The sequence below is a fragment of the Mesorhizobium sp. M4B.F.Ca.ET.058.02.1.1 genome, assembly GCF_003952505.1.
Lineage (GTDB): Bacteria > Pseudomonadota > Alphaproteobacteria > Rhizobiales > Rhizobiaceae > Mesorhizobium.
The window spans coordinates 1,389,164-1,409,748 of record NZ_CP034450.1 but is presented as its reverse complement, the minus strand read 5'-3'; the positions used below and the strand labels follow the sequence as shown (position 1 = coordinate 1,409,748).

Annotated in this window: 14 protein-coding genes and 3 pseudogenes; 6 read left to right on the top strand and 11 right to left on the bottom strand. The window is 65.3% G+C overall.

Annotated elements, in window-relative coordinates; all coding sequences use genetic code 11:
• The first annotated feature begins 260 nt into the window (after positions 1 to 260).
• From EJ073_RS07070 to EJ073_RS07060, 3 genes are read left to right on the top strand one after another with little or no spacing between them, the layout of a single operon-like run.
• Complete coding sequence (locus EJ073_RS07070) at positions 261 to 1,190, top strand: sugar ABC transporter permease (protein WP_126055095.1); 930 nt, start codon at positions 261 to 263, stop codon at positions 1,188 to 1,190.
• Positions 1,190 to 2,047 carry a carbohydrate ABC transporter permease gene (locus EJ073_RS07065; protein WP_126055094.1) on the top strand — a complete coding sequence of 286 codons (858 nt, stop codon included), beginning with the start codon at positions 1,190 to 1,192 and terminating at the stop codon, positions 2,045 to 2,047. The genes EJ073_RS07070 and EJ073_RS07065 overlap by 1 nt, the downstream gene beginning before the upstream one ends.
• A 43-nt stretch (positions 2,048 to 2,090) precedes the next feature.
• Positions 2,091 to 4,070, top strand: coding sequence for a glycoside hydrolase family 127 protein (locus EJ073_RS07060; protein WP_126055093.1), 1,980 nt, complete (start codon positions 2,091 to 2,093; stop codon positions 4,068 to 4,070).
• 9 nt (positions 4,071 to 4,079) lie between these two features.
• Here EJ073_RS07060 and EJ073_RS07055 read toward each other — a convergent pair whose 3' ends face one another.
• The 6 genes and pseudogenes from EJ073_RS07055 to EJ073_RS07030 all read right to left on the bottom strand — a co-directional run bounded on the left by EJ073_RS07055 (position 4,080) and on the right by EJ073_RS07030 (position 12,071).
• Complete coding sequence (locus EJ073_RS07055; protein ID WP_126055092.1) at positions 4,080 to 4,877, bottom strand: endonuclease/exonuclease/phosphatase family protein; 798 nt, start codon at positions 4,875 to 4,877, stop codon at positions 4,080 to 4,082.
• Positions 4,878 to 4,901: 24 nt separating this feature from the next.
• Positions 4,902 to 6,361 (bottom strand): annotated as a pseudogene (locus tag EJ073_RS07050) (phospholipase D-like domain-containing protein).
• A gap of 659 nt (positions 6,362 to 7,020) precedes the next feature.
• A pseudogene (locus tag EJ073_RS07045) lies at positions 7,021 to 9,471 on the bottom strand (adenylate/guanylate cyclase domain-containing protein); the annotation flags it as partial.
• Between the two features lie 76 nt (positions 9,472 to 9,547).
• A complete protein-coding gene (locus EJ073_RS07040) occupies positions 9,548 to 10,642 on the bottom strand; it encodes a branched-chain amino acid ABC transporter substrate-binding protein (RefSeq protein WP_126055091.1) in 1,095 nt (364 codons plus the stop codon).
• 336 nt (positions 10,643 to 10,978) lie between these two features.
• Positions 10,979 to 11,173, bottom strand: a pseudogene (locus EJ073_RS32000) (hypothetical protein); the annotation flags it as partial.
• 148 nt (positions 11,174 to 11,321) lie between these two features.
• Complete coding sequence (locus tag EJ073_RS07030; protein ID WP_126055090.1) at positions 11,322 to 12,071, bottom strand: DUF899 domain-containing protein; 750 nt, start codon at positions 12,069 to 12,071, stop codon at positions 11,322 to 11,324.
• Between the two features lie 110 nt (positions 12,072 to 12,181).
• On the opposite strand from EJ073_RS07030, the gene EJ073_RS07025 reads away from it, so the two are divergent.
• Both EJ073_RS07025 and EJ073_RS07020 read left to right on the top strand, forming a co-directional pair.
• Positions 12,182 to 13,402 (top strand): helix-turn-helix domain-containing protein, encoded by a 1,221-nt coding sequence (locus tag EJ073_RS07025; protein ID WP_126055089.1) that lies wholly within the window; start codon positions 12,182 to 12,184, stop codon positions 13,400 to 13,402.
• Between the two features lie 81 nt (positions 13,403 to 13,483).
• Positions 13,484 to 14,140 (top strand): glutamine cyclotransferase, encoded by a 657-nt coding sequence (locus EJ073_RS07020; RefSeq protein ID WP_126055088.1) that lies wholly within the window; start codon positions 13,484 to 13,486, stop codon positions 14,138 to 14,140.
• Between the two features lie 126 nt (positions 14,141 to 14,266).
• Here EJ073_RS07020 and efp read toward each other — a convergent pair whose 3' ends face one another.
• Positions 14,267 to 14,836, bottom strand: coding sequence for an elongation factor P (efp, locus tag EJ073_RS07015; RefSeq protein ID WP_126055087.1), 570 nt, complete (start codon positions 14,834 to 14,836; stop codon positions 14,267 to 14,269).
• Positions 14,837 to 14,925: 89 nt separating this feature from the next.
• Between efp and epmA the strand changes: the two genes are divergently transcribed.
• The gene (gene epmA, locus EJ073_RS07010; protein WP_126055086.1) at positions 14,926 to 16,014 is read left to right on the top strand and encodes an EF-P lysine aminoacylase EpmA; all 1,089 of its coding nucleotides are present in this window, start codon (positions 14,926 to 14,928) and stop codon (positions 16,012 to 16,014) included.
• Positions 16,015 to 16,050: 36 nt separating this feature from the next.
• Here epmA and EJ073_RS07005 read toward each other — a convergent pair whose 3' ends face one another.
• Genes EJ073_RS07005 through EJ073_RS06990 form a run of 4 tightly spaced genes read right to left on the bottom strand, consistent with a single transcriptional unit; the run spans position 16,051 to position 20,400 of the window.
• The gene (locus EJ073_RS07005) at positions 16,051 to 16,878 is read right to left on the bottom strand and encodes an ABC transporter permease (protein ID WP_126055085.1); all 828 of its coding nucleotides are present in this window, start codon (positions 16,876 to 16,878) and stop codon (positions 16,051 to 16,053) included.
• Positions 16,879 to 16,880: 2 nt separating this feature from the next.
• Positions 16,881 to 18,161: an ABC transporter permease gene (locus EJ073_RS07000; RefSeq protein ID WP_126055084.1), complete on the bottom strand. Its 1,281-nt coding sequence runs from the start codon at positions 18,159 to 18,161 to the stop codon at positions 16,881 to 16,883.
• 8 nt (positions 18,162 to 18,169) lie between these two features.
• Positions 18,170 to 19,225, bottom strand: a complete 1,056-nt coding sequence (locus EJ073_RS06995; RefSeq protein ID WP_126055083.1) for an ABC transporter substrate-binding protein — start codon at positions 19,223 to 19,225, stop codon at positions 18,170 to 18,172.
• A complete protein-coding gene (locus EJ073_RS06990; protein ID WP_126055082.1) occupies positions 19,222 to 20,400 on the bottom strand; it encodes an ABC transporter ATP-binding protein in 1,179 nt (392 codons plus the stop codon). Before EJ073_RS06990 ends, EJ073_RS06995 begins: the two co-directional genes overlap by 4 nt.
• Positions 20,401 to 20,585 lie beyond the last annotated feature (185 nt).

Here is a 20,585-nt window from a genome sequence, read left to right as displayed (position 1 = left end):
GACGCAGCGCCAACAGCAGGACTATCGCGTTGAGAAAGCACTCATCTAACCGGAATGCAGCGGGGCGTCAGCAGGTAGGCTCCCCCTTCTCCCCTTGTGGGAGAAGGTGTCGCCGAAGGCGACGGTTGAGGGGTGTTCCAGCATGGCGACAAGTTCGAAATCGCCGCCGCCTCGTTTCTTCCAACACCCCTCATCCGTCTCGGCGCTGCGCGCCGATCCCCCTTCTCCCACAGGGGAGAAGGGGAAGTGAGCGCTTACCCATGACCGCCATCACCGCAGAAACCTCCGCCCCCGCGCGTCGCCGAAAGCTGGTCGGCGCCGGGCGTCGGCAGTGGATCGGGCTGCTCTATGTGGCGCCGGCGGTGGCGCTGGTCACGGTGTTCTTCATCGTGCCGCTCGCCATGACGGCGTGGATGTCGCTCAACAACTGGCCGCTGATGGGCGAGCACTCTTACATCGGCCTCGGCAATTACTGGGCGATCCTGCGCGACACGCGCTTCTGGAACGCGCTGCGCTTTACCGGCTGGTACACGCTGGTGGTGACGATCGCGATCTTCGCCGTCGCCTTTCCGCTGGCGATCTTCATCGAGCGGCCGCGGGCGATGACCAATGTCTACCGCACCGCCTTCTTCATGCCGGCCGTCATCGGCTTCGCCTCGGCCAGCCTGCTGTGGTCGTGGCTCTTGAACGTCGATTCCGGCCTGTTCAGCCCGGCCGCCTACGCGCTCGGCCTGACCGAGAAGAAGTTCAATCTGCTCGCCACCTTCCAGCCGGCCTTCTGGTCGATCATCGCCATGGTCGTGTGGAAGGTGGCGGGCTTCACCATGATCATCCTGATGACCGGCCTGCAGTCGATCCCGTCGGAGCTGCAGGAGGCGGCGATGATCGACGGGGCAGGGCCGTTCGCGCGCTTTCGCGCGATTACCCTGCCGCTGATGCGCCGCACGCTGGCGCTGGCGCTGATCCTGTCGGTCGCCGGCTCCATCCTCGCCTTCGACCAGTTCTACATCATCCTGCGCGGCGGCCCGCGCAACCAGACGCTGACCGCCGTCTACTGGATCTTCAACCAGTCCTTCGTGTCGTTCAAGCTCGGCTATGGCGCCGCGCTCTCGATGATCCTGCTGCTGATCCTCGTCGTGCTCAGCCTCGTCCAGCTCTGGCTGCTGCGCAAACCGGAGGGGGTCGACTGATGGCGCAGGCCCGCAGCCGCAACAGCCGCATCCGGCTCGGCATCGCCGAGCACTTGACCGGCATCACCGCCTCGCTGCTGTTCCTGGCGCCGATCGTCTGGACGGTGCTGTCGGCCTTCAAGCCGTCGCAGGAGGCGCGCCTGCCGCCGCTGCCGCCGTGGCCGACCACCGGCTTCTCGGTCGAGAATTACGGCACGCTCAACACCTTCGGCGACGGGCTCTGGCTGCCGGCGCAAAACAGCATCTACGTCTCGGTGATGACGGTGGTGTTTTCCGTCATCGTCAGCGTGCTTGCCGGCTACGGCTTCTCGCGCTTCCGCTTTCCCTTCAAGGACGTGCTCTTCGTCGTCATCCTGTCGACGATCATGATCCCGTTCCAGTCGATCCTGACGCCGATCTTCCTGGTGCTGACCAAGGTCGGCCTGCACAACACGCTGACCGGGCTGGTCTGCGTCTATGTCACGCTGCAGCTGCCGTTCTCGATCTTCATGATGCGCAACGCCTTCGACGCGGTGCCGCGCGAGATCGAGGAGGCCGCCCGCATGGACGGCGCCAACAACGTCACCATGCTGTTGCAGGTCATGCTGCCGCTGGTGTGGCCCGGCATCGTCACCATCGCGCTGTTCGCCTTCCTCGGCGCCTGGAACGAGTTCCTGGCCGCACTGGTGCTGATGACCGACCAGTCCAAGTTCACCCTGCCGATCATGATGACGGCGCTGCAGTCCGGCCGCTTCGGCGCCATCGACTGGGGTGCCGTGCAGGCCGGCGTCACCGTGATGATGGTGCCGTGCCTGATCCTCTTCCTGGCGCTGCAGCGCTTCTACATCCGCGGCCTGATGGCCGGCGCCGTGAAATGACCCGCGCTGAACCGACACTTTCGAAATTGAATGGAGTTAGCCGATGACCGCACTGAAATCCGCCGCGCAGCACACCGGCAAGCCGAAGCTCGCCTTCCGTCCGCTGCCGGTGCCGCAGGTCGACGTGCGCGGCTTCTGGGGCGACCGGGTCGACGCGGTTGCCGCGCGCACCGCCGAGATCCTCTACGAGCGCTGCGTCGAGGCCCGCATGCTGGAGCAGATCGACCCCGACCGGCCGTCGCCGGGCGTCGTCATCCCGTTCCATTCGCCGTCACCGGACGAGGCCGCCAATCCCGGCTTCACCGGCTCGACGGTGACGACGCAGATGTTCTGGGACTCCGACTGGGGCAAGACCATCGAGACCGCCGCCTATTCGCTCTACAGGCGCCGCAACGACACGCTGGAGAAAAAGATCGACGCCGTCATCGACCTCTACGGCAGGCTGCAGCAGTCCGACGGCTACCTGTCGAGCTGGTACCAGCGCATCCAGCCCGGCCTGCGCTGGACCAATTTGCGCGACTGCCACGAGCTCTACTGCGCCGGCCATCTGATCGAGGGCGCGGTCGCCTATTTCCAGGCCACCGGCAAGCGCAAGCTGCTCGACATCATGTGCCGCTATGTCGACCACATCGCCGACACATTCGGCCCCGAGCCCGGCAAGAAGAAGGGCTATTGCGGCCATGAGGAGATCGAGCTGGCGCTGGTCAAGCTGTCGCGGGCGACCGGCGAGCAGAAATACATGGACCTGGCAAAGTACTTCATCGACCAGCGCGGCCAGCAGCCGCACTATTTCGACGAGGAGGCGGGCGCCCGCGGCACCGACCCGAAGGCCTATCATTTCAAAACCTACGAATACAACCAGTCGCACAGACCGGTGCGCGAGCAGGACAAGGTCGTTGGCCACGCGGTCAGGGCGATGTATCTGTTCTCAGGCATGGCCGATGTCGCCACCGAATATGGCGACGACACGCTGCGCGCAGCACTCGACCGGCTGTGGGACGATCTGACCACCAAGAGCCTCTATGTCACCGGCGGCCTCGGCCCGTCGGCGCACAATGAAGGCTTCACCAGCGACTACGACCTGCCCAACGAGACCGCCTATGCCGAGACCTGCGCCGCGGTCGGCCTGGTGTTCTGGTCGAGCCGCATGCTCGGCATGGGGCCCAACGCGCGCTATGCCGACATGATGGAGCGGGCGCTCTACAACGGCTCGATCTCCGGCCTGTCGCTCGACGGCTCGCTGTTCTTCTACGAGAACCCGCTGGAAAGCCGCGGCCGGCACAATCGCTGGAAATGGCACCGCTGCCCGTGCTGCCCGCCCAATATCGGCCGCATGGTGGCGTCGATCGGCAGCTATTTCTACGGCCTCGCCGACGACGCGCTGGCCGTCCACCTCTATGGCGATTCGACGGCCCGCTTCGAGATATCGGGCAAGCCGGTGAGCCTGGTCCAGACCAGCAACTATCCCTGGGAGGGCGCCGTCTCGATCCGCGTCGAGCCGGCGGCGCCGGTCGCCTTCACCCTGCACCTGCGCGTGCCGGCCTGGTGCCGCAAGGCGGCGCTCAAGGTCAACGGCAAGGCGGTGGCTCTCGATGCCGTCTTGAGCGACGGCTACGCGGCGATCCAGCGCGAATGGCAAAAGGGCGACTGCGTCGAGCTCGACCTCGACATGTCGATCGCCCGCCTCTTCGCCAATCCGGAAGTGCGCCATGACATCGGCCGTGTCGCGCTGGCGCGCGGCCCGCTGATCTACTGCGTCGAGGCGACCGACAATCCCGGCCAGTTGCACCGCATCAGCCTGCCGCGCATGGCGGAGATCGAGGCGCATCACGAGCCGAACCTGCTCGGCGGCATCGTCACGCTTTCGGCCACCGGCAACAGGGAGGCGTCGGAGGATTGGCGCAACGGCCTCTACCGCGCCGCGCCGCCGGCTCTGGATAAGGCGAGGGTGAAGGCCGTTCCCTACTATGCCTGGGACAACCGCGATCCCGGCGAGATGCTGGTCTGGCTGCGGGAGGGCTGATCCACCGCGTCAAAGATGCACAAAAGCCGTGAGCGGCAGGTGGTCCGACGCGACCCGCGACAGCGGCGTGTCATGCGCTTCCACCGCCGAGACCATGCCGTTGCGGTTGCCCATGATCCGGTCGAGCGCAAGCACCGGCAGGCCCGAGGGAAAGGTGGGCACGGCTGGCGGCGGGCCGAAGGTGGTGTGCAGCGTGTTCAGCGCAGAGCGGTTGCCCAGCCGCCACTCGTTGAGGTCGCCGAGCAGCAGCGTTGGCCTCTCATCCGCGCTGCTCATGATGTCGAGCACGACACGCGCTTGTTCGGAGCGCGACCGTCGCAGCAGGCCGAGATGGGCGGCAATCACCCGCAGCGGCCGTTTCTCGTCGAGATCGATTTCGGCGACCAGCGCGCCACGCGGCTCCAGCCCCGGAAGCTTGATCTGGTGGACGTCGCGCACCGTGCCGCGCTTGAACAGCAGCACATTGCCGCGCCAGCCATGGCCCTTGCCGTTTCCGGACACCGGCACCGGCACCAGCCCCGTTTCGTGTTCGAGCCGCGCAAGGTCGAGCAGCCCGGCACGGTCGCCGAAGCGGTTGTCGGCCTCCTGCAAGGCGATGACGTCGGGACTGATTTCGCGGATGACGCGGGCGGTCCGTTCGGGATCGAACTTGCGGTCGGTGCCGATGCATTTGTGGACGTTGTAGGAGGCGACCACCATCTCGGCGCCGTCGACCCGCTTGCGCGGCGTCGCCTTCGCCTTCCGCGCCTTTCGGTGGCGGATCGACAGGAGCACGGTCTCCGGCAGGTTGCGTCCGTTTATCTCCATGGTCCTGCTGCTCTGTTCCTTGCGCTATAGATAGGGCGATCCCAGCCACAGCAACCGGTCGAAGACGCGAATGACGAAGGGGCGGGCCTTCAACGTCTCAAGCGTCACCGGCTGCGCGGAGGCGATGGCCGATCCGATGCGTGTCTCGATCTCGGCGGCAAAGTCCGCATCAAGAACTTCCATGTCGATCTCGAAATTCAGCCTCAACGACCGGGCGTCGAGATTGGAGGAGCCGATATAGGCCCAGACGCCGTCGATCGCCATCAGTTTCGAATGGTCGAAGGCGCCTTCGTGGCGCCAGACGCGGCAATAATGCTTCAGCACCTGGTCGAACTGCGCCGTCATCGCGCGGTCGACGAGGAAGAGGTTGTTTACCGCCGGCACGACGATGTCGATCTCGACGCCGCGCCGCGCCGCCGTGGTCAGCGCGCTGATCAGTTCGCGGTCCGGCAGGAAGTACGGCGACATGATGCGGATCGACTTGCGGGCAACCGAGAACGCCCCATCAGCAGCTTGTGGTTGGTTTCGTTCGAGGCATCCGGCCCCGACGCCACGGCCCGCACCAACATCGGCTGGCCGGGCGCCGACAAGGGGGCTGCCACTTGCCAGGTTTCGCCCTTCAGGGCCTCGTTGCCGGCGAAGCGCCAGTCCTCGGCGGCGACCGAGAAAAGGTCGGCCACCACCGGGCCGGTGACCTTGAAGTGTGTGTCCCGTGAACTGTCGGAGCCGACGAATTCGGCGGAGAATCCCTTGCGGATATTCATGCCTCCCGTGAACGCCACAGTGCCGTCGACGACAAGGATCTTCCTGTGGGTCCTCAGATTCGCATAGGGAAGTCTCAAGCCCATGACGATGTTGCCGTTGAAAAGGTCGGTGGTGACGTTCGCTTCCTTGAGTTGCTTGAGGATGCTGGGCACGGAGTAGCGCACGCCGACGGCGTCAATCAGCACGCGCACGCTGACGCCGCGTTTGACGGCGTTGCCAAGCGATTGGACGAAGATCGCCCCGACCGCATCATTGTCGAAGATGTAGGTTTCGAGAAGGACGCTGCGCTCCGCCCCGTCGATGGCGTGGCACATCGCGCTGTAGGCTTCGTCGCCTGTTTCCAGCACGGCGATTGCGTTTCCCGATGTCAGGGCGCGGCGTGTCACCCTGTCGCCCAGCGTCTTCAGCCCGACGAAGCGTAAGCCAAACTCGGCCGTGATCAGGTCTTCGGCGGCGATGTCGCGCTCCTGCTTTGTCAGGGCGGCCTCGCCGGAAAGCGGCCGCATGGCGCTGATCGTCGCCCTGCGGATGCGGTTGATGCCGGCGATGGCGTAGATGATGGCGCCCAGGAAGGGCGACAGCAGCATCACGCCCACCCAGCCGGTGGCGGCGCGCACGTCTTCCTTCGTCATGATGGCGTGGACGATGCCGACGGCCGCCATCGCTAGGGAGAGGGCGAGGATCAGCGTAGACCAGTGACTCGCAATCGCCTGCAACATCGGCCCGACTATTGTGCGAGCTGCCGCGGAAGGCAATGCGTTAGGTCAGGGCGATCCGTGAAAAACGCGTGGCGGTCCGGAAATTCTCTGGGATGTCCATCTGCGTCGCTGGCTGGACCTGGAGGTCGATTGATCCGCTTCTACACTCAAACTTTTAGTCGAGATCAGCGCACTGCAGTGTTGTGCATGGCAACATGATCATTTCCATGTGGGCTGAAATGTCCACCCTGTGGCTGCGCCGCCACCGGTCCTCCAGGGCGAGGGCCTGCGTCAAATCATGTCATTCTCCGAACGACCCAGAGCGACCGGCCCGCATGAGCGATTCCGGACACGAGTCGAAGGCGAGGATCATCCTTGAGCCGGTCGGCCTCAACCACATCGAGAAGCAGGATCCGCTGATCGGTCTCGTTTGCGTTCGGCGTGATCCAGCAGCGACGATCCTCGCAGCAAAGCCCGGCTTGCGGATGCTCCTGGAGGTACTCAATCGCATATTCGGCGTCCACTTTTCTCGGTCCCGCGTCCACGGACATTTGCTCTTTTCCTCCTCCGTCTGCGATCGGCCAGGAATTATACTCGATTATGGCGGTGCGCGGCGCGCCACCGCTGGCGCGCCTAAGGGGGAGGGGTCGAACCAAGCCCTGCTGCCCGGGCTCGTGCGAAAGCCGATCCAGCGCATCTCGAAGCGCAGTGGCGGCACCGCCACGCTCGTCGGCGGACATCAGCTCCGGTTCAAGTTCCAGCCTGAAGTGCGGCAGCTCGGTTCGAACGGCGCGACAAGCGCCCGCTAGATTGGCCTTCAGATCGATGACGCGGTAGGTGGCGACGGGGTAGGCGATCCCCTTGACCTGCACGTGCCCCATCTCCGCACAATCGATCGTGTCCTTCACTTGCGCAAACGTCTCGTAGGAAATGAGGATGGCCCCCGGTGCCGCCTCCTGTTCCAGACGCGAGGCGAGATTCACGGCGCCGCCGATTATCGTGTAGTCCATCCGGTCCTCGCTGCCGAAGTTACCGACGGTGCAGTAGTCGGTATGGATGCCGATGCGGCAGCGCAGCGGTGTTTCGATCCCCATGTCCCGCCAGACTTCGGTGAGCTCGCTGATCCGGTTTTGCATGGCAAGCGCCATCTGCACGCAAGCCAGCGCGTCCTCCTTGACGCCGCGCGTCTCAGGGTCGCCGAAAAACATCAGGATCGCGTCGCCGACGTACTTGTCGATCGTGGCACCATGATCCGACGCGATTTTCGACATTTCCGTCAGGTAGTGATTGAGGAGCTGGGTGAGATCCTCGGACTCCATTTTGTCGGTGGTCTCGGTAAAGCCGGCGATGTCGGAGAAGCATATAGTCAGCTTCTTGCGTTGACTGGCGATTCTAACATCTTGGCGGCCGGTGAATATCGAGCTGTACACCTGGGGCGCCAGATATTTGGCCAGCTTGTTGGAAAGCGCCTCCAGGGCAGTGGACTTCTCGGCGAGGTTCTCCTCCCTTTGCTTCAGCTCGGTGATGTCGGAATAGACGGCGACCGTGCCGCCGGCACTGATCCGCCGCTCGCTTATCATGATCCATCGCCCGTCGCCCCGCCGCTGCACCCATGGTTCGCCAGGGTTGCGGTGCCGCCACAGGCGCTCGGCAACCCACTCATCGACCCGCCCCTCGGCATCCCTGATGTAGCCGCGCTCGGCGGATCGGCGAATGATCTCCTCGAATGCCGTGCCAGGGGTTAGCTCGGCCTCCAGGCCGGCGTAGAGCAGTTCGCGGTAGCGGCTGTTGCTGAGGACAAGCCGGTCCTCTCTGTCATAGAGAGCGAAACCTTCGGAAATGCTTTCGATGGCATCGACCAGCCGCTGACGTGCTTCTGCAACGTCGCGCAGGTTCTTTTCCTCGACCTCGACGGCGGTATCCCGGAAGAGCCTCAGCGCCTCGGCCATGCGCCCGATTTCGTCGCTGCCCGCGGCCGGCAGCGGCGCACGAAGATCGCCGCCCGCGATGGCGAGCATGCCCTGGCTCACCGCGCCCAGACGGGCGAGGAGGCTGCGGTCGACATAGAGCCAGACGACCAGAACCGAGCTCAACAGGCTGAGCAAGGCGGAGCCGAGGACAACTCCGGTGCCGTAGTGCTGGACGAGCGCGGCTTCGCGACCGGAGGCAGCGATCTCGCGGTCCGCTGCTGCGACAAGACGGTCGACCGCAGCGGTGAGACTGCGCGACAGCCGATTGTTTTCGGCCAGCAGCTTTTCGCCCTGCGCGAGGACCGCAAGTTCCTCTTCCCGGGCCTTCGGGATGCTGTTCTCACCATCGGTTAGTGCCTTGAGTTCGTCCACCCGTTGCCGGAAACGGGTCCGCAGCTTTTCGTCGATCTCCGAGGAAGCCGTTTCGAGAGCGGCAAGCGAGCGGCGCAGCGGAAACAGGATCAACGCCAGGTCGCCCTGCGACGGCGCGGTCGCGGCCTTCACCAGCGCGTCGTTGACCGCCGAAATATCCAGCAGCGCCTTTTGCTGGGGGATGTAAGCCGCAATCGCCTGGACCATGTCGGCCATTGCCGCTGCGCGTCGATCGGGCGACAGTGACGTGTCGGCCGCGACCGCCCGCCATTGCGGCAGCCTGGAATCCATCACCAGGATGCCGGTGGCAAGAAGGCGGTGGCTCCCGGTCGTCGTCGCGGCGAGGCGGTTCAGGAGTTCCTCCTTGCGGGCGACCACATCGAGCCGGGCGATGACCAGGGAGTCGAGCTCCTTCAGATTGCGCCTCAGAACAACCGCGGCTTCCTCGATTTCGGCCAAAGGCACTGTGCCCAGCGTGGCGTCCCTGAGGTCGGTGCGCAGCGCCTCGAGGCGGGACATCTCGAGCGCGACGGCAGCCGAGACCTCGCTGTGCTGAGACCTGCTCGTCGCCGCCAGCACCGATGGCGCGGCAGCAGCGACCCGCTCGGCCTGGCGCGACAGTTGGAGGGAGGCTAGCGCCGACGGCACCCGATCCGTGGTGATTCGGTCGACGACGTCGCCGACTTGGAGGAAGGCATAAAGCGCCGCAGCAGTTGCCAGCACCGCAAGGGCGCTGATCCCGAAAAAGGCGAACAGCAGCCGGCCGCGTATGCCGAGGCGTTCAAGCATCGCTGTGAGTCGGTACAATCCAGCCACACTGGTCTGCATCGGACTAGACGTCTCAGGGGCACGCATTCGGCGAACCCTATTCAACCGGCACGTACTCCCCGCCGCGCCAGACGTACCAAACCCAGCTCTGCCTCGTGAGGTCACCCTTGTCGTCGAAATCGACGCGGCCAATGACGGTGTCGAACTCCTGTTCGCGCAGTGTCGCGATGACCGCCTTCGGCTCCAGCGAACCTGCCTTCGCGACCGCCTGGGCCCAGACCTGGACCGCGCAGTAGCTCAACAGCGTGTAGCCCGCCGGCTCGAAGTTCTCCGCACGGAACTGCTCCACGATCGCGGCTGCGCCGGCATTTCGCCGCGGGTCCGCCGGGAAGGTGAACAGGGTTCCCTCCGCCGCTGGGCCTGCGATCAGGGCGAATTCCTCGGTAGCCAAGGCATCTCCTGATATGAGCTGAACCGTGTAGCCGCGGTCGTGTGCGGCGCGAGCAATCAGCCCAACGTCGGCATGATAACCACCCACATACAAGGCTGAGACGCCGGCGCTCTGCAATGCAGCGACCTCGGCTGAATAGTCGTCCTTCCCGGGCGCGTATGCGTCGTAGACAGCTTCGGTCACGCCCCGTTTGTTCAGCTGCTTCCTGGTCTCGTCGGCGAGACCCTTCCCGTAGGTCGAATTGTCGTGAAGGATTGCAATCTTCTTGTCGCCCCAGCGATCGGCAAGGTAGTTGCCGGCGATGAACCCTTGCGCGTCGTCGCGGCCAATGGTGCGGAAGACATTGCGACGGCCCTGTTCGGTCAGTTGCGGATTGGTCGAGCCTGGGGATATTTCGACGATGCCCGCCTCCTCGTACACTTTTGATGCGGGGATCGAGGCCCCGGAGCAAAAATGCCCGACGACGAGCACCACCCCGTCAGCCACCAGCTTCCGGGCGGCCGCGACCGCTTGCTCGGGATCGCAGAAATCGTCGACCGAGATGAGCCTCACCTTCTGGCCAAGCACGCCGCCCGCGGCGTTGACGTCGGCCACCGCCATCTCGGCGCCGCGCTGTCCCTGCTCGCCGATCCAGGCAAGCCGTCCTGTCATCGCAGACGAGACCCCGATCAGCACCTCAGCCCTCGCGGAACCGAACACGGCCGCGAGAACCACGATCGCTATGGCGATGACACGGTGCATGTGCGCACCCCTTGTGGACATTAGCTTACGCTAATCCAGTCAGTGCCGACAGCCCCTTCGGCAAGCGCGAGTGTCTTGGATGTTGTTGCGGTGCAGTTGGCTGAGGTAATCGCACGCCAAATCCCGACATCCACTGGCCGGAGTGAACATCGTGATGGGGTCAGGTCATGACAATGCTAACGCCTAGCGTAATGTCCGCTCTTGAAGATTTGCAGCCTGAAGCTGTCAGTGCGCTGTCGGCCCCACTCCGGTCATTCGAGACCCGGTGGCAACTCGTCGCTGGCGCTTAGCGGGCACTTGGGCCGGTACGGCGGTCATTGGCCGCGATGCGAAATCTCACGCCCGCCGCGCCACTAGCCGCAGCCAGGGCGCCAGATGGAAGGCGGCCATCAAAAGATACATCGGTACCATGCCGCTCAGCATCGAGGCACCGGGGCCGGGCATGCACATCATGTCATGGCCGCCATAGGCGGCTGTCAGCAGCGCCATGATTGCGAAGGTCGGCGCCGCCGCAAGGCTGAGCCAGTCGGCGAGGCCGAAGCCGCTCGGGACGGCCGGGCCAGGGGCGGGATTGTCGATGCTCATCTTTGCCACCTTTCAAACTGGCGGGATTCCTGCGGACGCGTGGAGAGAGATCGGCTCCGGCGGTGCGGCTGGCACCGCCAGAGTCGCTTCACACTCAGGCGCTCTTGTTGCGGAACGCCGCCTCGCCGACGTCCGACACTTCGACCCATCTCTGGTCGGGGGCGGCACCCTCTTCGTAGTTGTCGTGCCAGTTCCACCATTTGTAGGTCTGGGTCTGCGGATAGCCTTCGGGCGAGTCCTCCCACACCTCCTGGCGGCCGAGCGGGGTGACGTCGAGGTAGCTCCACACGGTGCCGAAAGCCTCGTCGCCGCGGTTGTTGACGAAATAGGTGCGGAAGATGCGGTCGCCGTCGTGGATGAAGACGTTGTGGCCATGCCATTCGTCGACGCCGAAATCCTTATCCCAGCTGTCGGTGATGGTGTACCAGGGCAGCTCCCAGCCCATCCGCTGCTTCACCCGCTGAATGTCGGCCTGCGGCGCCCGCGAGGCATAGGCGAGCGTGGTGTCGCGGGCGTTGAGATGGGCGAGATTGCCGACCATGTCGGCGCCGAGCGAGCAGCCGCGGCAGGCGTGCTCCGGCCAGCCATAGACGCCCGGCTCGAAGAAGGCGCGATAGATGATCAGTTGCCGGCGGCCTTCGAACAGGTCGAGCAAGCTCGCCTTGCCGTTTGGGCCGTCGAACACATAGTCCTTCTCGACAAGCGTCCATGGCATGCGGCGACGTTCCGCGGCCAGCGCGTCGCGGGCACGGGTGAGGGCCTTTTCCTTTACGAGCATCTCTTCGTACGCGCCTTCCCAGGCGTCCTGCGAAACGATCGGCGGTGTCTTCATGTGCTGGGTCATTGCTCTTGTCCCGTTCTTTCGGTTTGGTTGGGGTGCAGGACAGACATAGGGCCGGATGGCGTGATGGTGAGAGTTACAAGTGTGGCGGGATTTCTGTCGGCGGGCTGTGAATGGACTCGCTGATCAACGCCGCCGGCCGCGCGCTGGCCGCGGGGGATCCGCTCGGCGCCCTGAAGCGCGTCGCGCTGCGCCAGGACCCGGCCGCGCTGGCGCTGCGCGGCATCGCCATGGCGCAGCTCGGCGACTTCGCCAAGGCAAAGACGCTGCTGAAGAGCGCGGCCCGTGCCTTCAGCCCCAGGGAGGCGGTGGCGCGCGCCCGCTGCGTCGTCGCCGAGGCCGAAATCGCGCTGGTGTCGCGCGATCTTGGTTGGCCGGAAAAGGCGCTGCGGGCGGCGCGCGCGACGCTTCACGCGCACGGCGACCGGGTGAACGCCGCCTATGCCGGCAGTATCGAGGCGCGCCGCCTGATCCTGATCGGCCGCCTCGACGAGGCCGAGCGCCTGCTTGCCGGTTTCGATCCGGGGCCGCTGCCGCCGGTCGCGCGTGTCGCACATGAGCTCGCGGCCGCCGGCATCGCGGTCCGGCGACTGCGGACGAAGGCGGCGCGCTCGGCGTTCGGCCGGGCATCGCTCGCCGCCTACGAGGCCAAGATTCCGGCGCTGAGGGCGGAGGTCGAAGCGGCCTCCCTGGTGTTGAACACGCCCGTAGGCCGGCAGATTGCGCAGGGATCGGAGAAATTGCTGCCGCTCGATGAGGTCGAGACGCTGCTGGCGTCCGGCGCGTTCGTTATCGATGCCTGCCGCAATGTCGTGCGTGAAGCCGATAAGGTTGTCTCGCTGGCCAGCCGGCCGGTGCTGTTTGTCCTGGCGCGCACGCTCGCCGAGGCCTGGCCGGGGGATGCCTCGCGCGAGACGCTGCTCAGGCGCGCTTTTCGGGCAAGGCATGCCGATGAGTCGCATCGCGCGAGGCTGCGGGTCGAGATGGGCCGGCTGCGCGCCGAACTCGGCGCGCTGGCCGAAATCAACGCGACGGCCGCCGGCTTTGCGCTGACGCCGCTTGGCGCCGGCGAGGTGGTCGTGCTGGCGCCGCCGGTCGAGGAACAGCATGGCGCGGTGCTGGCCTTCCTCGCCGACGGCGAGTCCTGGTCGAGCTCGGCGCTGGCGATCGCGCTTGGCGCCAGCGCTCGCACCGTGCAGCGGGCGCTGGAGGAGCTTTCGGCCGAGAGAAAGGTTCAGGCCATCGGCCGTGGCCGGGCGCGCCGCTGGATGATGCCGCCGGTGACCGGATTCCCGACTGTCTTGTTACTCCCGGGCCCGCTGCCGAGCGACTAAGCATGCTGGCGAAAGTTTCGGGAAAGAGACATGCCCAGGAACTAAGTGCCAGGTGTATTGTCCAGATCGATGGAGACCGCGATGAAACGAGCGACTGCCGAAATCCTGCGTGAGTACGGACCCTTTCCGGGGGTGAAGACCGTGGCTGGCGTGACCTTCGACGGCGAGAAAGTCTGGTTTGCCTCGGGCGACAAGCTCAATGCGCTCGATCCTGGGTCAGGAGCGACACTGCGCTCGATCGATGTCGCAGCCGATGCCGGAACCGCCTTCGACGGCAAGCATCTTTACCAGATCGCCGAAGAGCGCATCCAGAAGATCGATCCGCAGACCGGCGACGTCATCGCCACGATCCCGGCTCCCGGCAATGGCGGCGACTCCGGCCTGACCTGGGCCGAGGGCTCGCTTTGGGTTGGTGAATACCGCGCCCGCAAGATCCATCAGATCGATCCCGAAACCGGCACGGTGATCCGCACCATCGAGTCCAAGCGCGTCGTCACCGGGGTCACCTGGGTCGACGGCGAGCTCTGGCACGGTACCTGGGAAGGCGACGAGAGCGATCTGAGGCGCATCGATCCTGGTACCGGCGAGGTGCTTCAGACGCTGGACATGCCGGCGGGAATGGGTGTGTCCGGGCTGGAATCCGATGGCGGAGGCTGCTTCTTCTGCGGCGGCGGCAACAGCGGCAAGGTGAGGGCGGTGCGCCGGCCCGGCTATGCCCCCACGGTGGCGAACAAATAGAAGCCGGGGCCGGGCGCGTTCTGAACTTCGTGATCGAGGCGCCTGCCGGGCGCCCCCATCTCGCGCGTTCACGAGGAGGCGGCCCGCAACATCGCCGGCGAGCTCTGGTAGACCGTGCGTCTGGTCTCAGTCCTTGGCGCGCTCGACGTAGGAGCCGTCGGCGGTCATCACCACCACGCGCGTGCCGGCGGAAATGTGCGGCGGCACCGCCGTGCGCACGCCGTTGGAAAGCATGGCCGGCTTGTAGGACGAGGACGCCGTCTGGCCCTTGGTGACCGGTTCGGTTTCGACCACCTCGAACACGGCGCGCTGCGGCAGCACCAGCGAAATCGGCACGCCGTTGAACTGCGCCAGCTGCACCGCCATGCCTTCCTGCAGATAGGGGGCCATGTCGCCGACCACGCCTTCCGGCGCCACGACCTGGTCGTAGCTTTCCGGGTTCATGAAATGGAAGCCTTCGCCGTCGGAGTAGAGGAAAGTGTGCTCGCGCTCCTCGACATAGGCGCGCTCCACCATCTCTGTCGTGCGATAGCGCTCCGAAACCTTCACGCCGTCGCCGATGCGGCGCATGTCGAGTTGCGTCACCGGCGTGCCCTTGCCAGGGTGGATGTTTTCGGCAAAGAGGATGACATAGAGCTTGCCGTCCTTATCGACGACGTTGCCTTTGCGTAAGGAGCTGGCGATGACCTTGACCACGGTGTTCAATCCCAATCGAGTTTTTCGGCCTGCGAGCGCTGATTGCCAAAAATCGGCTACGGCGGCCACCGCGTGCGCCCTAGCGCATCTTGCGCCGAACCGCCAGCCTTCTCGGCGATTTTCCTGCCGATGACCAGCGAAGCTTCCCCTGGTGGACGCCCGACGTCCATGCCGACCGCCGGCCGCGGCTGCTGGCGCGCAACGCCATTGCCACCGCCTTGCGCGGCTGGTTCGCCAGTCGCGATTTCATCGAGGTCACGACATCGGCGCTCCAGGTCTCGCCCGGCAACGAGGCGCATCTGGCGGCCTTCGCCACCGAGGCGATCGGGACGGATGGCGCGCGCCAGCCGCTCTATCTCCACACCTCGCCGGAATTCGCCTGCAAGAAGCTGCTTGCCGCCGGCGAGCGGCGCATCTTCAGTTTGGGCGCGGTGTGGCGCAACCGCGAGCGCGGGCCCTTGCACCATCCGGAATTCACCATGCTCGAATGGTATCGCGTCGGCGAGACCTATGAGAGCCTGATGGCGGACTGCGCCGAATTCCTGGCTCTCGCGGCGGAGAAGGCCGGCGCGAAAACCTTTCGCTTCCGCGGCCGCGAGGCCGACCCTTTCGCCGAGCCGGAGCGGCTAAGTGTCGCCGAAGCCTTTTCGCGCCATGCCGGCATCGATCTTCTCGCGACCGTCTCCGCCGACGGCGGCACCGATCGCGCGGCGCTGCACGATGCCCTCGTCCGTGCCGGCCTGCGCACTGCGCGCGACGACCACTGGGCCGACCTGTTCAGCCGGGTGATGGTCGAGAAGGTCGAACCGGCGCTGGGGCAGGGGCGGGCCACCATCCTGTACGGCTACCCGGTCTCGGAAGCCGCGCTCGCCCGGCCGAGCGCGGAGGATCCGCGCGTTGCCGAGCGTTTCGAACTCTATTGCTGCGGCGTCGAGCTCGCCAACGCCTTCGGCGAGCTCACCGATCCAACCGAGCAGCGCCGCCGCTTCACCGCCGAAATGGACGAGAAGGAGCGCATCTATGGCGAGCGCTACCCGATCGACGAGGACTTTCTCGCGGCTCTGGCCACCATGCCGCAGGCCAGCGGCTCGGCACTCGGCTTCGACCGGCTGGTGATGCTGGCGACGGGCGCGGCGCGGATCGACGACGTGATCTGGACGCCGGTGGCCGACGCGTGAAGACCTCAGCCGCCGGCCTCGCCGGTCCTGAAGAACCTATGCCGCTGCGCCCGGCCGTTTCTGACCGCGCCGCGCCAAAAGATTGGCCACCACCAGAAGCACGATCGACAGCGCCATCATCAGCGTCGCGGCGGCGGTGATCGCCGGGCTGAGCTTTTCGCGAAGGCCGATGAACATTTCGAGCGGCATGGTGCGCTGGCCGGCACTGGCCAAGAACTGCACGACCACGACCTCGTCGAAGGACGTGACGAAGGCGAAGGCCGCGCCAGAGAGCACGCCGGGCAGGATCAGCGGCAGCATCACCCGAAAGAACGCGGTCAGCGGTTTCGCCCCGGAGATCGCGGCGGCACGCATCAAATTGCGGTCGAAGCCGGTGAGGCTCGCCGCCACCGTCACGACGACAAACGGACTGGCTAGAGCGGTATGCGCCAGGATGATGCCGGCGTAGGTGCTGGCCAGGCCGATGCGCGCATAGAACAGATACGAGCCGACGGCGGTGATCACCACCGGCACTATGAGCGGCGACAGAAGCAGCGGCATGACGATGCGTCGGCCTGGGAATTTCTCGTCGGAAAGCGCGATCGCCGTCAGCGTGCCAAGCGTCGTTGCGATCAGCGTGGTGCCGAAGGCAACGATCAGGCTGTTGCCGATCGCCGACTGCCAGCGCTGGGTGCCGAGCACCATCTCGTACCAGCGCGTCGAGAGGCCCTCCAGCGGGAAGATGAAGAAGGCACCGCTGTTGAAGGAGAGCGGAACCGGAATGAGGATCGGGACCAGCAGGAAAAGGATGACCAGCGCGCACCAGATCCAGAGCAGCGCGATGCGGATGCGTTCGCCAAGGGTTGGGAAGGGAGACAACAGCATGGCTACACCAGCTTCAGGCGGTCGAGGCCGAGGATGCGAGCAAAGATGCCGAACAGCGCCAACGTGAAGACGAGCAGGATGAAGCTCAAGGCCGCCGCCATCTCCCAGTTCAGTTCGACATTGACGTAGTTGGCGATGAAGTTGCTGATCAGCTGGTCGCTGGCGCCACCGATCAGTGCCGGCGTTATGTAGTAACCCAGGCACAGGATGAAGGTGAGCAGGCATCCGGCCATCACGCCGGGAAACACCTGCGGAAGGTAGACGCGCCGGAAGGCGGTGAGGGGTTTGGCTCCAAGCGAATAGGCCGCCTTCATCTGCGACGGCTGGATGGTGCGCATGACGCTGTAGATCGGCAGCAGCGTGAACGGCAGCTGGATATGCGTCATGGCAATGATCAGCCCGATGCGGCTGTACATCAGGTCGAGCCGGTCGCTGGCTATGCCGATGAAGAGCAGGAAGTCGTTGACCAGGCCGAATTTCTGCAAAAGCACCGTCCACGCGGCGGTGCGCACCAGGATCGAGGTCCAGAACGGCAGGAGCACGGCGACGATCAGCACGGCGGCCAGGCCTTTCGGGACGCTGGCGATGAGGTAGGCGAGGGGAAACCCGAGCAGCAGCGTGGCGAGCGTGACCGCCGCGGCAACAAGGAAGGTGCGCACGAACACCTGCAGGAAGATCGCCTGCTCCGGCGGCACCCGCTCGATGCCGCCATCGGCATTCCAGCGCATGTCGAGCGCGCTCAGCAGATAGAACGAGGTGAGGCTGTGAGTGCCATTCCGGATTGCCGGCCAGGTCGACGGCGCCGACCAGAACGGCACCGATTTCATGGCCTCGAGCGCGGCCTGACCGTCGGCGTTTTCGAGCTTGCGCACCGTCTTCAGCACTTGGCTGCGCGCGCCGGGCAGGCGGGCGTTCAGGCTCTTGGCCAGCTCATAGGCCGTGCCCTTGACCTGGTTGTCCTTCAGGTCGGCGGCCAGCGCCGCGAAGGCATCGTCCACCGGCAGGCCCTGGCCGTTCCAGCCGGCCAGGGCCACGGTCGTTTTGGGCAAAGCATCTGCGATTGTCGGATCATAGACGGCGCGCGACAGCAGCAGCACGATAGGTATGCCGAAGCTCAACGCCAGGAGAATGAGCAGCGGCGCCGCCAACAGCAGCGAGCGCAGCCGGTCGCCGAATTCGGCGCGCCGGAGCGCCGCCGACACGGATTTGAGGTCCGCGTCGGCGGCTGGCCGGCCGCGGGCCAGCGCGGGCCGGTCGACTTCGCTGGGCTGGAGCGCCGACATGCCCGTTCCTACTGCGCAAGCCAGGCGTTGAAGCGCTTGACCAGATCCTCGCCGTAGTCGCCCCAGAACTCGGTGTCGGCGACCAGATAGGCGCCGCCCAGATGGTCCGGCGCGTTGGGCAGTTTCGGCAAGGCGTCGGCTGCGACGAAGGACGCGGCATCGGTGCGCACCGGTCCGTAGGTGATGTAGCTGGCAAGCTTGGCGTTGTTTTCCGGCTCGCTGATATAGGCGAGATATTTGTAGGCGAGGTCCGGGCTCTTGGCGCCCTTTGGAATGGCGATCATGTCATATTCGAGGATCTGGTTGTTCCAGACGATCTTGAACGGCTTGCCGTCGGTGTCGATAGCGTTCTGGATGCGGCCGTTCCAGGCGGTCGTCATCACCACTTCCTTGGAGGCCAGAAGCTGCGCCGGCTGCGCGCCGGCATCCCACCAGACGATGTCCTTCTTGATCGTGTCGAGCTTCTTGAAGGCGCGGTCGACGCCTTCCGGCGTTGCAAGGACCTTGTAGACGTCGGCCGGCGCCACGCCGTCGGCCATCAGCGCCCATTCGAGGTTCTGCGCCGGGAACTTGCGCATGGCTCGCTTGCCCGGGAACTTGGTCGTGTCGAAGAGGTCGAGCACCGATGTTGGCGCCTCTTTCAGCACGGTCGGGTCATAGGCGAGGATATCCCCGTAAGCATCGAGACCGACACCGCAATCGAGCGCCGAGCCCTCGATGAACTTGTCACGCGGTCCGATCTTGGAATAGTCGAGCCGCTCGAGGATGCCGGCGTCGCAGCCCTGCAGCACGGTCGCCGTCTCGACCGTCACCAGGTCGATCGGCACGTTGCCGGTGTCGACCATGGCCTTCACCTTGCCGAGGTCGCCGAGATATTCCTGCTCGAGGATCTTGACGCCGGTCTCCTTGCTGAACGGCTCGAACCAGGCCTTGCGCTGGGCGTCCTGCCAAGCGCCCCCGCTCGCCATGATGGAAAGCTCTTGCGCAAAGGCGGCGTGGCCTATCGTCGTCGTGAAGGCAGTTGCGGCCACAAGCGCGAGCAGAGTCTGCTTTGTGTATTTCATGTCGTTTTCCCCTGTTTCGGAATGGCGCCGCCCGTCCCGGCATCGGCCGGAAAGGCGCGGCAATCATTGGGCGCGCAGGAGACCGTCACGGCCTCGCCGTTTGCCATCGTCGCTTCGGGGCCGACCTTGACGGTCAGCACCTGGTCGTTGGCGAGCCTGGCCACGAGGCGCAGGTGGTCGCCGAGATAGATCCGCCCGTCCACCGTGGCGGGCAGGGCGTTGCCGCCGGCCGCCATCGGCGTCAGGGTCAGCCGTTCCGGTCGGATGGCGACCTGGCAGGGAGCGCCCTGCGCGACGCCGATCGCCAGCGCGGTGAGTTCGCCACCGCCGCTCAGCCGGACCCTGCATTCTGCGCCGGAGACGCGGTCGACCACGCCTTCCAGCGTGTTGTTCTCGCCGATGAAGCTCGCCACGAACGAGCTCTGCGGGGTGTTGTAGAGATCATCGGGCGAGCCGAGCTGGGCGATGCCGCCATTGTTGAAGACGGCGACGCGGTCCGACATCGTCAGTGCCTCGCTCTGGTCATGCGTGACGTAGACGATGGTGACGCCGAGCATGGTGTGGATCTGTTTGATCTCGAGCTGCATGTGTTCGCGCAGCTTCTTGTCGAGCGCGCCCAGCGGCTCGTCCATGAGTACCAGGCTCGGCTTGAACACCAGGGCGCGGGCAAGCGCCACGCGCTGCTGCTGGCCGCCGGAAAGCTGGGTCGGCCGGCGGTCGCCAAATTGCCTGAGCCGCACCATGTCGAGCGCGCTCGCTACCCTGGATGCGATATCGGCCTTGCCGACCTGCCGGACCGAGAGCGGGAAGCCGACGTTCTCCTCGACCGTCATATGCGGGAACAGCGCGTAGTTCTGGAACACCATGCCGATGTTGCGCTGATAAGGCGGCAAGCGGTCGACCGGTTGGCCTTCCAGCGTGATCGTGCCATGCGTCGGCCGCTCGAAGCCGGCAAGCATGTTGAGCGTCGTTGTCTTGCCGGAGCCGGAAGGACCAAGCAGCGTCAGGAATTCGCCGCGCGCAACGGTGAGGTTCATCCGCGTCACGGCGAAAGTCCGCCCGTCGTAGGATTTTTCGACGTCGGCGAATTCGACGAAACCCTTGCCGGGACCGGCTTGCGCGGCCGGCGCGATCGTGGCCGGGGCGGCCGGCAATGCGGCCTGGCTGGCGTTCATAGTCCGCAATCCTTGATGCGGCTGAGATGCGGCTTGCGATCCATGCCTCGTCCTCCCGGAAACCGGCTGCCCGGCAGGTCATGTGACTTGTATGGTCACACAATTAACCTGTAATCGACCATAGATGCAGACAACTTTGTCCGTCAAGCCGATTTTTGGCGGATTGTGTGAGATTGTTAACAGGA

What these genes read in the sequence shown, in the direction of transcription:
- EJ073_RS07070 (WP_126055095.1), top strand. Translation starts at nt 261, where the DNA reads ATGACCGCCATCACCGCAGAAACCTCCGCCCCCGCGCGTCGCCGAAAG.
- EJ073_RS07065 (WP_126055094.1), top strand. Translation starts at nt 1,190, where the DNA reads ATGGCGCAGGCCCGCAGCCGCAACAGCCGCATCCGGCTCGGCATCGCC.
- EJ073_RS07060 (WP_126055093.1), top strand. Translation starts at nt 2,091, where the DNA reads ATGACCGCACTGAAATCCGCCGCGCAGCACACCGGCAAGCCGAAGCTC.
- EJ073_RS07055 (WP_126055092.1), bottom strand. Translation starts at nt 4,877, where the DNA reads ATGGAGATAAACGGACGCAACCTGCCGGAGACCGTGCTCCTGTCGATC.
- EJ073_RS07040 (WP_126055091.1), bottom strand. Translation starts at nt 10,642, where the DNA reads ATGCACCGTGTCATCGCCATAGCGATCGTGGTTCTCGCGGCCGTGTTC.
- EJ073_RS07030 (WP_126055090.1), bottom strand. Translation starts at nt 12,071, where the DNA reads ATGACCCAGCACATGAAGACACCGCCGATCGTTTCGCAGGACGCCTGG.
- EJ073_RS07025 (WP_126055089.1), top strand. Translation starts at nt 12,182, where the DNA reads ATGGACTCGCTGATCAACGCCGCCGGCCGCGCGCTGGCCGCGGGGGAT.
- EJ073_RS07020 (WP_126055088.1), top strand. Translation starts at nt 13,484, where the DNA reads ATGAAACGAGCGACTGCCGAAATCCTGCGTGAGTACGGACCCTTTCCG.
- EJ073_RS07005 (WP_126055085.1), bottom strand. Translation starts at nt 16,878, where the DNA reads ATGCTGTTGTCTCCCTTCCCAACCCTTGGCGAACGCATCCGCATCGCG.
- EJ073_RS07000 (WP_126055084.1), bottom strand. Translation starts at nt 18,161, where the DNA reads ATGTCGGCGCTCCAGCCCAGCGAAGTCGACCGGCCCGCGCTGGCCCGC.
- EJ073_RS06995 (WP_126055083.1), bottom strand. Translation starts at nt 19,225, where the DNA reads ATGAAATACACAAAGCAGACTCTGCTCGCGCTTGTGGCCGCAACTGCC.
- EJ073_RS06990 (WP_126055082.1), bottom strand. Translation starts at nt 20,400, where the DNA reads ATGAACGCCAGCCAGGCCGCATTGCCGGCCGCCCCGGCCACGATCGCG.